Origin of the sequence: Nocardioides sp., from assembly GCF_035429765.1 — a bacterium.
Taxonomy (GTDB): domain Bacteria; phylum Actinomycetota; class Actinomycetes; order Propionibacteriales; family Nocardioidaceae; genus Nocardioides.
This window is the reverse complement of record NZ_DAOMFK010000002.1, coordinates 14114-23950: the sequence shown is the minus strand read 5'-3', so window position 1 is coordinate 23950 and position 9837 is coordinate 14114. Positions and strand designations below refer to the sequence as shown.

The following is a 9837-nucleotide window of genomic DNA, read 5'->3' as shown; positions in this document are numbered from 1 at the left end:
TGATCGGGAGCGGGTCGCGCAGCTGAGGGCGTTGGAGGACCTGAAGGCGGCCGCGTGTGCGGCGCAGGCGCGGATCGCGGTGGCGTTCGCGGCCTCCCAGGAGCGGGAGCAGGCAGCCGCCGGTGTGCCTGCCACGCGCCGCGGGGCCGGCGTCGCCGCGCAGGTGGCTTTGGCCCGGAAGGAGTCGCCGCACCGCGGTGGTCGGCTGTTGGGGCTGGCCAAGGCGCTGGTCCACGAGATGCCGCAGACCCTGCAGGCCCTGGAGTGCGGTGGGTGCAACGAGTGGCGCGCGACGTTGATCGCGCGGGAGACCGCGTGCCTGTCGCGTGCGGACCGGACCGCGATCGACGCCGAGCTGTGGGCCGAGCCAGCGGGGGTGGTCTCGTTAGGGGATCGGGCGCTGGTCGCCCGGGTGAGGGCGATGGCCTACCGGGCCGACCCGCACGCGGTGGTGGCCCGTGCGGCGCGTGCGGAGTCCGAGCGGTGCGTGACGTTGCGTCCGGCGCCGGACACGATGACCTACCTGACCGCGCTGCTCCCGGTCACCCAGGGCGTGGCCGCCTACGCCGCCCTGCGTCGTGCCGCCGACGCCGCGCGGGCGGCGGGGGATCCGCGCACCGCCGGGCAGGTGATGGCCGACACGGTGGTCGAGCGGGTCACCGGCCAGAAGAAGGCCGATGATGTCGGGGTCCGGGTCAACCTGCTGATCACCGACACGACGCTGCTCGGCGGAGATGAGGAGCCTGCGGTCATCCCTGGCTACGGTCCGGTCCCGGCCGGGGTGGCCCGCCGGTTCGTCGGCCACCGTGGGGCGCTGGCCACCCTGCGCAAGCTCTACACCCACCCGGCCCACGGTCGCCTGGTCGCGATCGAGGCGCACACCCGCCGGTTCCCGACGGGGCTGGCAGAGCTGATCGACCTGCGCGACCAGGTGTGCCGGACACCGTGGTGCGACGCACCCATCCGCCACCACGACCATGTCGTGCCCGACCACGCCGGTGGCCCCACCAGCCTCGCCAACGGCCAAGGACTCTGCGAGGCCTGCAACTACACCAAACAGGCACCAGGCTGGCGTGCCCGCCCCGGACCAGCAGGCTCCGTCCTCACCATCACACCCACCGGCGACCGGTACCCCTCACCCGAACCCGCTCCACCCCGCCGACCACCCGACCCCGTCGCGCACCGACACCCCCTCGCCCTCGACATCCACTGGGGTTCCCCCATCCAGTACGCCGCCTGACCCCACCCCGACCGACTCCTCACGAGCGGGCCGGCAGCACGCACAGCTCGTTTCCCGACGGGTCGGCGAAGACCCGCCAGGGCAGGTCGCCCCAGTCGGGGTGCAGCTCGCGGCCGCCACGCTCGGCGATGCCGGAGGCCACGTCGTCGGCATCGTCCGCGGGCTCGAGCCGGACGTCGAGGTGCAGCCGGTTCTTCGCGATCCCCTTCGGCTCCCGTTCGGGGCAGAGCTCCAGGAGAGGACCTCGCAGTGAGAGATGACGCAGGGTGCGAGGTGCGACGCCGGGCGCGTCCGTCCACCCGGTCAGCCAGGACCAGAACTCCGCGTCGCGGTCCGGGTCGGCGGAGTGGAGCGGGAGCGCCGCGATCGGGCCGGTGTCGACGTACGCCGCGCGGTCCTCCATCACGCAGCAGGGATTTCCCTCCGGGTCGGCGAGCACCACCCAGGGAACGTCCCCCTGACCGATGTCGAGATGGCGTGCGCCGAGCGCGAGCAGCCGCTCGACCTCCGCCCCCTGGCTGGTGCCACCCAGAAGGTCGAGGTGGAACCGCAGCGGCTCCGACGGAAGCTCGGGTACCCGCTGGAAGCACAGGTCGAGCACCGGTCCGCCCTCGACCGTGAGCCGGGTCTCGAAGATGTCGGGCTCGTCGGTGAGCCGCTCGCCACCCACGACCATCTCCCAGAAGCGGCCCAGCCGCTGCGGCTCGACCGCGTCGAACACGAGGTTCTCCAGGTACATGGACCCACCGTAGGTCCGGTGCGTGGCCCCGTCACACGGTGAGCACCACCCGCCCCCTCGCGACACCGCTTGCGAGGTAGTCGATCGCCTCGGCGGCCTGCTCGAGCGGGAACACCCGCTCGTCGACCACCGGCCGGACACGACCCTGGCCGAGCAGGTCCACGAGGGTGGCCCAGTTCTCCCGACGCGGGGGACCGGGCCGAACCCCGGGGAGCTGCTTGACGAAGGGGGAGAGGGCCATCAGCGGCAGCATCCGTCTGAGGCTGCCGAGCACCCGGTGCCCCGACCGGCCGTACTGGTCGTGGCCCACCAGCACGAAGGTGCCGTCGGGCTCCAACGCTCGGCGTACGTCGGAGAACGGTGCCTGCGACACGATGTCGAGCACCAGGTCGACGCGCAGGCCGAGCCGGGTGAAGTCCTGCTGGGTGTAGTCGATGACGCGGTCGGCGCCGAGGGCGCGAAGCAGGTCGAGCTTGGCCGGACCGTCGACGGCCGTCACCTCCGCGCCGAAGTACTTGGCCAGCTGGACCGCCCAGACCCCGACCGCGCCGCCCGCCCCATTCACGAGCACGCGCTGGCCCGCAGCGACCCGGCCCTGGTCGCGCAGGTTCACCAGTGCGATGAGCGCAGCAGTGGGGACCGCCGCGGCCTGCTCGAACGAGAGGGTCTCCGGGATGCGGGCGAGCAGCGTCTCGTCGACAGCCGCGAGCTCGGCGAAGGTGCCGGCGTTGCCCCACTGGTTCCTGGCGGTCACCTCGCCGAACACCCGGTCGCCCGGCGCGAACGCGGCTGCCCCGGGACCCAGACCGACCACCTCGCCGGCCAGGTCGGTGCCGGGGACCGGCTGCTTCGGAGCCCTCAGCCCGGAGCCCATGAGCCGCAGGACGTACGGCACTCCGGTCACGGCGTGCCAGACGTCGGCGTGCACCGAGGTGGCCCGCACCCGAACGAGCACCTGCCCGGGGCCCGGGACGGGGCTCGGGATCTCGCACAGGCGCAGGACCTCGCGGTGGGGGCCGTACTCCTCCTGGACGATCGCGCGCACGTGGACCTCCTCGGGGCCTTCCCTGCGACCCTAGTCCGCGACGGTGACCACGACCTTGCCGGCAGGACGCCCCTCCCTGACCAGGGCGACGGCGTCGGCGGCCCGCTCCAGCGGGAACTCGCTGTCGATGACGGGCCTGAGGTGACCCGCCTCGATCAGGCCGCGCAGCTCCTCGAGCGTCTCGGCGTCCTCCTTGGCGACGAAGCTGGTGATCCGCTGCCTGGTGAGCAGGTTCAGCAGGGCACCGGCCGCGATCCCGCCGATCGGGCCGAGCCACCGGTTGCCGTCGCCGTAGGACTGGACCAGCGTCCCGCCCGGTGCGAGCACCCGACGCAGGGCTCGTGGGGAGTAGCGGCCACCGAGCTGAAGGACCAGGTCGTACGCCGCGGGGGCGGACGCCGGGTTCTGCACCGTGTAGTCGATCACCCGGTCAGCGCCCAGGCCGTGGACCAGCTCGAGCCGATCGGTGCTGCACACGCCGGTCACCTCGGCCCCGGCGTGCTTGGCGAGCTGGACCGCGAACGTCCCGACTCCTCCGGAGGCCCCGACGACCAGCACCCGCTGCCCTCGGGCGAGCCCTCCCCGGCGCAGCCCCTGCAGGGCGGTGACGGCAGCCAAGGGGACCGCCGCCGCCTGCGCAAACGTCAAGGTGGCCGGCTTGCGGGCCAGGTTGCCTGCGGGTGCGGCGAGGAGCTCTGCGAACGCGCCGTCGGCGAACCCGTAGACCTCCTGGCCCACGGCCACGTCCCGGACCGCGCTCCCGACCTTCTCGGCGACACCGGAGAAGTCGGCGCCCACCACCCGGTGCGGTGCCCGGACCCCACCGAGCCCAGGACGCATCAGGACCGGCTCACCGCAGACCAGGTGCCAGTCGTAGGGGTTCGCCGAGCTCGCGTGCACGCGCACCAGCACCTGGTCGGGACTGATCTCCGGGACCTTCACGTCGGTCAGGTGCAGCACGTCGCGGGGCTCGCCGTACCCTCGCTGCTCGATGGCCCACACGCAGACCCCCTCTCGGTGGCGGCTCAGGGGCAGAAGGCCGACACCAGGGGAGCGTACTCGTGGGCTACCCGGCACCACCCTGGGAGGTGCCGTCCTGAAGGGCTAGGTTGACCGGCCAGAAGGGGGTCTGCCGATGAGGGTCGCCCTGATGGTCACCTGCCTCAACGACGCGCTGTTCCCCGGCACGGGCAAGGCGGTCGTCTCGCTCCTGCGCAGGCTGGGAGTCGACGTGGAGTTCCCCCAGGCGCAGACCTGCTGCGGCCAGCCGATGGTCAACACCGGCTACCTCGACGAGGCCGTCCCGGTGGTGCGGACGTTCGTCGAGGCGTTCGAGGGGTACGACGCGGTGGTGACTCCCTCCGGCTCGTGCGCCGGCTCGGTGCGTCATCAGCACCGGCTGGTCGCTTCACGGAGTCGCGACCAGGCGTTGGGCCGGGCGGTCGCGCAGCTCACACCGCGGGTCCACGAGCTCAGCGAGTTCCTCCTCGACGTGCTCGAGGTGGAGGACGTCGGCGCGTCGTTCCCGCACACGGTGACCTACCACCCCACCTGCCACTCGTTGCGGATGACCGGGGTCGGCGACCGTCCGACCCGCCTGCTGCGCGCCGTACGCGGTCTCGACCTGGTCGACCTCCCTCTCGCCACCGAGTGCTGCGGCTTCGGGGGCACGTTCTCGGTGAAGAACCCCGACGTGTCGGTGGCGATGGGGACCGACAAGGTCCGCCACGTCGTCGAGACAGGCGCCGAGGTGCTGGTTGCCGGGGACAACAGCTGCCTGATGCACCTCGGGGGCCTGCTGGACCGGCAGCGGTCGGGGGTCCGGGTGATGCACCTGGCAGAGGTCCTCGCCGCGCAGGAGGCGGTTCCGTGACCGGCACGTTCGTGGGGATGCCCGCGTTCCCCGAGGCCGCACGAACCGCGCTGACCGACGCGCAGCTGCGCCGGAACCTCGCCCACGCGACCACCACGATCCGGGCCAAACGGGCCGCGGTCGTGGGCGAGCTCCCGGAGTGGGAGGAGCTGCGGCTGGCCGGTGCGGCGATCAAGGACGACGTCCTGCAGCACCTCGACACCTACCTGGTCCAGCTGGAGGAGTCGCTGGCCGCCCACGGCGCCACCGTGCACTGGGCCCGCGACGCGGCCGAGGCGTGCGAGATCGTGGCACGGGTGGCCCGGACGCACGGGGTGGACGAGGTGGTCAAGGTCAAGTCAATGGCCACCCAGGAGATCGGCCTGAACGAGGCCCTCGCCGAGCGGGGGATCGCCGCCTGGGAGACCGACCTGGCCGAGCTCATCGTCCAGCTGGGCCACGACCTCCCCTCGCACATTCTGGTGCCCGCCATCCACCGGAACCGGTCGGAGATCCGCGAGATCTTCCTGCGCGAGATGGCCGCCGTCGGCCGCCCCGCCCCCAGCGACCTCACCGACGACCCCTTCGCGCTGGCCGCCGCGGCCCGCGCGCACCTGCGCGAGAAGTTCCTGCGGGCCAGGGTCGCGGTCAGCGGCGCGAACTTCGCGGTCGCCGAGAGCGGGACGCTGGTGGTGGTCGAGTCCGAGGGCAACGGCCGGATGTGCCTCACCCTGCCCGAGGTGCTGGTCTCGGTCGTGGGGATCGAGAAGGTGGTGCCGACCTGGACCGACCTCGAGGTGTTCCTGCAGCTGCTGCCGCGCTCTGCCACCGGTGAGCGGATGAACCCCTACACCTCCACCTGGAGCGGTGTCACCCCCGGCGACGGGCCCCAGGAGGTCCATGTCGTGCTGCTGGACAACGGCCGCAGCCGCGCCCTGGCCGACCCGGTCGGTCGGCAGGCGCTGCGCTGCATCCGGTGCTCTGCCTGCCTGAACGTGTGCCCGGTCTACGAGCGGACCGGCGGGCACGCCTACGGCTCGGTCTACCCGGGCCCGATCGGGGCGATCCTGAACCCGCTGCTGCGGGGGGTGGGGCACGACCCGCAGACCGACTCCCTGCCGTACGCCTCCAGCCTGTGCGGTGCCTGCTTCGAGGTCTGCCCGGTGCGCATCGACATCCCCTCCGTGCTGGTCGACCTGCGGGCCCAGGTGGTCGACGCCCACCGGGGAGGCCGACCCACACCCGAGACGGTCGCCATGCGCGGCGCGGCGTGGGCACTCTCGCGTGGCTGGCGGCTGAGCGCCCTCACGCGGGTTGCCGGGCTGGCCGGCGGCCTCGTCGGGCGCGTGGGCCGACGGCGCCTCCCCGGGCCCGCGGCCGGCTGGACCTTCGCACGAGACCTGCCGACTCCTCCCCGTGAGTCCTTCCGGGCCTGGTGGCGGCGTACCGACGGCGGGAGGACCGGACCGTGAGCGCGCGTGAGGACGTCCTGGCCGCCGTACGCCGGGCGCTGGCGCCGAGGTCCCTGACCGCACCACCTGTCGGGCGGGAGTACCGGCGACCGGGGGCGGACGACGACCCGGTCGCCCTGTTCGCGGAGCGGGTCGCCGACTACCGGGCGACGGTGGTGCGCTGCGCCCCGAAGGAGGTCCAGACAGCGATCGGCGACGCGCTGGCCGGGCGGTCGGTGGTGGTCCCCGCGGGACTGCCGTGGCCGGTCGACGGCGCGGTGGTGGACTCCGGCCAGAGCCCGGCGGAGCTGGACCGGATCGACGCGGTCGTCACCGGCGCCACGCTGGGCATCGCGGTCACCGGCACGGTCGTCCTCGACCACGGGCCGGGTCAGGGACGCCGCGCCCTGTCGCTGGTCCCCGACCTGCACGTGTGCGTGGTCCGAGCCGACCAGGTGGTGCCCGGCGTCCCCGAGGCCGTGGCTCGGCTGGACCCGTCACGTCCCCAGACCTGGATCAGCGGCCCCTCCGCCACCAGTGACATCGAGCTCACCCGGGTGGAGGGCGTGCACGGCCCGCGCACGCTGGTGGTGCTGCTGGTCGCCGGCCCGGACCCGTCGCACTAGTCGTCAGCGGTGGATGGCGTCGCACACCACGTGGCGAGGGCGGATGCGGCACACCAGGTGCGTCTCGGCCCCGCGGCGCTCGGCGCCGCCCTGGGTGATCGTGACGTCTCCCCGGACCTCGATCCAGCGGCCGGTGTCGGCGGGGTCGACCACCAGCACGGTCGCCCGCGGACGGGCCAGCAGGTTGCGCCCCTCCCGGCGCTCCCGGGTCGTGGTGACGAGGATCTCGTCGCCGTCGAGGCCGCACCACACGGGCTGGGTCTGCGGGTGCCCGTCCGGCATGAGCGTCGTGAGGACCGCACGGTACGGAGCGGCCAGGAGTTCCCGGTGCGAGCCCGGCACCGGGACCACGGGCCCCGTGGCCGCTGGTCGCGGTGCAGGGGGGACCGGTCTCGCCGACGGTGGCCGGCGTCTCTCGGGTGCCGCGTCAGCGAGGAGGTCGGTCACCACCAGCAGGGGAGCGATACGTCCGATCACCGGCGACTCCGACGTGGCCAGCTCGGCCGGCACGACCTCGCCGAAGTACGGCGCTGTGCCGGTGTAGCGCAGGGCGAGGGCGTCCAGGTGCTCACGTGCCCCCGCCTCCACCAGCTCGACCCGACCGCGGACCTCCAGCCAGTGCACGTCAGGTCCCGGGTCGACCACCAGCAGGGTCACCCGTGGGTCGGCCCGCATGTTCCGCTCCTTGAAGAACCCGCGCATCGTGTTGACCTGCAGCCACGGTCCCTCGGCACTGAACCACACCGGATGGGTCTGGGCGTAACCGGAAGGGGTCAGCGTGGACAGGGCCGCGACGAGCGGCCGGTCGAGCAGATCCTGGTGGGAGGAGGGGACCACGTCCACGAAGCCATTCTCCCCGAGCGTGCTGCATCGAGTCCCTCCCGACGTGACGCAGGTCACGCCGCCCCAGGGCGTCACCCCGGCCCGGCCCGACTAGCGTGCGGCTATGGACACCCCTCCCGCCCACTGGGTGTACGCCGATGCCGACACCCCCCACGAGATGGCGTGCGACTGCGCCTGCGCCTGCGACAACCTGCACCTGACTCCGGGCAGCAACGACCACACGGCACACGTGGCCGACTGTGAGACCCGCGAACCCTGCGAGCTGCACATCGACGAGGCTGCGGTTCGCCTGGCCGACGCCGTCCACCTGCACCTGGACTGACGGCACCCGACCACACGCGCGTCTTAGGTGACGCGCGTCATGCCCGCGGCCTGGACGCAGCGGGATAGCGTGGTAGGTGGAGCGGATGGTCATCGGTCCCGGGCCGTTCGTTCGCTCGGGAGCAGAGGTGCGAGATGGCCGGGCCGCCCCCAGAACACCCGGACACGGTCCGCGGGCGTGTGCAGGGGGTCTCCGGCGGCCAGGTGGCCATCGGTGGCCGGGTGGTGCAGATCGACGCCGCGCAGGGCGCGCACGTCGTCGTCAACGCGGAGTCCGACGTCCGGATCGTGCGCCGGCCGCCGCCCGTCCTGCGCCCGGCACCGGCGTTCCCGTCGCTCGTGGACCGCACCGGGGAGCTGCAGAGGGTGCGGGCCGCGCTCGCCGCGGGTACCTCCGTGGAGGTCTTCGGTCCCGGCGGCGTGGGCAAGTCCGTGCTGCTGCGGGCCGCCTCGAACACAGGGCTGACCTCCCGGACCCCGGACGGGGTGGTGGCGGTTCCCGCACGGCTCGGGGTCGCTGACACGCTCAGCTACCTGTTCGACGCGTGCTACGAGGGGACGCGACGTCTGGTCCCGCGCCGCGAGGAGCTGGCCAGCTCGCTGCACGACCTCAGGCTCCTTGTCGTCCTTGACGACGCAGGACTGGACCGTGACGAGCTCGAGGAGCTTCGCGAGGCCATGCCGGCCTCGCTCTTCCTTCTCGCCGGAAGTGAGCAGCGCCTCTTCGAGGGAGTGGACGGCCTCGCACTGAGCGGCCTGGCCGACGAGGACGGCGTCGCGCTCATCCAGGCGACGGTCGGCCGGGCGCTGAGCCGGCGCGAGCACGAGGTCGGTGCGCAGGTGTGCCAGGTCCTGCAGGGGAACCCGCTCGAGCTCGTACGCTTCGCCAGCCTCGTCCGCGCCGGCAGCGGGGACCTGGTGGGGGTGGCACGTGGGTTCGGGGTGGACGCAGGACCCGAGGACCTGCTCCTCGCTGTGCAGAGGTCGGTGTCCGCGGACGAGGACGCCGTCCTGGTCGCGCTGGCGGCCTTCGGGGTCCCGGTGGGAGCCGGACCGGTGGCGGCGTACTCCGGACGACCGGACGCGGGTGAGCTGCTGTTCGAGCTGGCGCAGCGCGGCCTGGTCCAAGGCGACGACCTCCACGGATGGCAGGCACGGGTCCGGGCAGAGGCGCCCGTAGAGGACCGGCACCGTGCGGCCGTGGTGCTCACCACCTGGGTGCGAGAGCGCTCGATCCCCGAGGAGGTCGCGGCGGAGGTCCCGGTGATCGCCGGAGTGCTGGAGGCGTCTCTGGCGGACCGGCGGTGGATCGACGTCGTGGTCCTGGCGGCCGCGGCGGAGCAGGCCCTGGCCCTGGTCGGTCGGTGGGCGGCGTGGGGGGAGACCCTCCGTGCGGGCCTGACGGCAGCCGAGGCATCCGGTGACGTCCCCAGCGCGAGGTTCTTCGCCCACCAGCTGGGCGTGATGGAGGAGGCCATGACGAGCGTGCCGCACGTCGCGCGCGCTCCCCGTCCCGCCACCCGGTCGGGTCCCCCTGCAGCGTCTCGCCGCCCCACCAGGCCCAGGCGGAGGCGGGGCTGGGTCGTGCTCGGTGGCCTGCTCCTGACGCTGGCCGTCTGCCTCCTCGTCGTCCTCGGCGTGGGGGACCACGGCGACGACGGGATGCCCGGCACCGCGCCGGCCACCACCGGGCAGTCCGCTGAGCCCAGCGACACCGGGC

Annotated in this window: 10 protein-coding genes; 6 read left to right on the top strand and 4 right to left on the bottom strand. The window is 73.3% G+C overall.

Features of this window, described 5'->3' with window-relative positions:
• A partial coding sequence (locus PLP61_RS00410; protein ID WP_324499259.1) for an HNH endonuclease occupies positions 1-1240 on the top strand: 1240 nt, incomplete at its 5' end.
• Between the two features lie 19 nt (positions 1241-1259).
• Here the strand turns inward: PLP61_RS00410 and PLP61_RS00405 are convergent.
• From PLP61_RS00405 to PLP61_RS00395, 3 genes are read right to left on the bottom strand one after another with little or no spacing between them, the layout of a single operon-like run.
• Entirely contained in the window at positions 1260-1979 is a 720-nt protein-coding gene (locus tag PLP61_RS00405; protein WP_324499257.1) for a VOC family protein, read from the bottom strand.
• 31 nt (positions 1980-2010) lie between these two features.
• Positions 2011-3024: an NAD(P)-dependent alcohol dehydrogenase gene (locus PLP61_RS00400; protein ID WP_324499255.1), complete on the bottom strand. Its 1014-nt coding sequence runs from the start codon at positions 3022-3024 to the stop codon at positions 2011-2013.
• Positions 3025-3054: 30 nt separating this feature from the next.
• A complete protein-coding gene (locus PLP61_RS00395) occupies positions 3055-4026 on the bottom strand; it encodes an NAD(P)-dependent alcohol dehydrogenase (RefSeq protein ID WP_324499253.1) in 972 nt (323 codons plus the stop codon).
• 133 nt (positions 4027-4159) lie between these two features.
• Between PLP61_RS00395 and PLP61_RS00390 the strand changes: the two genes are divergently transcribed.
• Genes PLP61_RS00390 through PLP61_RS00380 form a run of 3 tightly spaced genes read left to right on the top strand, consistent with a single transcriptional unit; the run spans position 4160 to position 6953 of the window.
• On the top strand, positions 4160-4897 hold the full coding sequence (locus tag PLP61_RS00390; RefSeq protein WP_324499251.1) for a (Fe-S)-binding protein: 738 nt from the start codon (positions 4160-4162) through the stop codon (positions 4895-4897).
• Between the two features lie 17 nt (positions 4898-4914).
• Positions 4915-6348, top strand: coding sequence for a lactate utilization protein B (locus tag PLP61_RS00385; RefSeq protein WP_324499321.1), 1434 nt, complete (start codon positions 4915-4917; stop codon positions 6346-6348).
• Positions 6345-6953 carry a LutC/YkgG family protein gene (locus PLP61_RS00380; RefSeq protein WP_324499249.1) on the top strand — a complete coding sequence of 203 codons (609 nt, stop codon included), beginning with the start codon at positions 6345-6347 and terminating at the stop codon, positions 6951-6953. Before PLP61_RS00385 ends, PLP61_RS00380 begins: the two co-directional genes overlap by 4 nt.
• Before the next feature lie 3 nt (positions 6954-6956).
• Here the strand turns inward: PLP61_RS00380 and PLP61_RS00375 are convergent, their stop codons facing one another.
• Positions 6957-7796 carry a TIGR03618 family F420-dependent PPOX class oxidoreductase gene (locus PLP61_RS00375; RefSeq protein WP_324499247.1) on the bottom strand — a complete coding sequence of 280 codons (840 nt, stop codon included), beginning with the start codon at positions 7794-7796 and terminating at the stop codon, positions 6957-6959.
• Between the two features lie 103 nt (positions 7797-7899).
• Here PLP61_RS00375 and PLP61_RS00370 point away from each other — a divergent pair, with 103 nt between their 5' ends.
• A complete protein-coding gene (locus PLP61_RS00370; RefSeq protein ID WP_324499245.1) occupies positions 7900-8118 on the top strand; it encodes a hypothetical protein in 219 nt (72 codons plus the stop codon).
• A 134-nt stretch (positions 8119-8252) separates the two neighbouring features.
• A partial coding sequence (locus PLP61_RS00365; protein WP_324499243.1) for a hypothetical protein occupies positions 8253-9837 on the top strand: 1585 nt, incomplete at its 3' end.

Coding starts and splice junctions, on each gene's coding strand:
- PLP61_RS00405 (WP_324499257.1), bottom strand. CDS start 1,979: ATGTACCTGGAGAACCTCGTGTTCGACGCGGTCGAGCCGCAGCGGCTG.
- PLP61_RS00385 (WP_324499321.1), top strand. CDS start 4,915: ATGCCCGCGTTCCCCGAGGCCGCACGAACCGCGCTGACCGACGCGCAG.
- PLP61_RS00370 (WP_324499245.1), top strand. CDS start 7,900: ATGGACACCCCTCCCGCCCACTGGGTGTACGCCGATGCCGACACCCCC.
- PLP61_RS00390 (WP_324499251.1), top strand. CDS start 4,160: ATGAGGGTCGCCCTGATGGTCACCTGCCTCAACGACGCGCTGTTCCCC.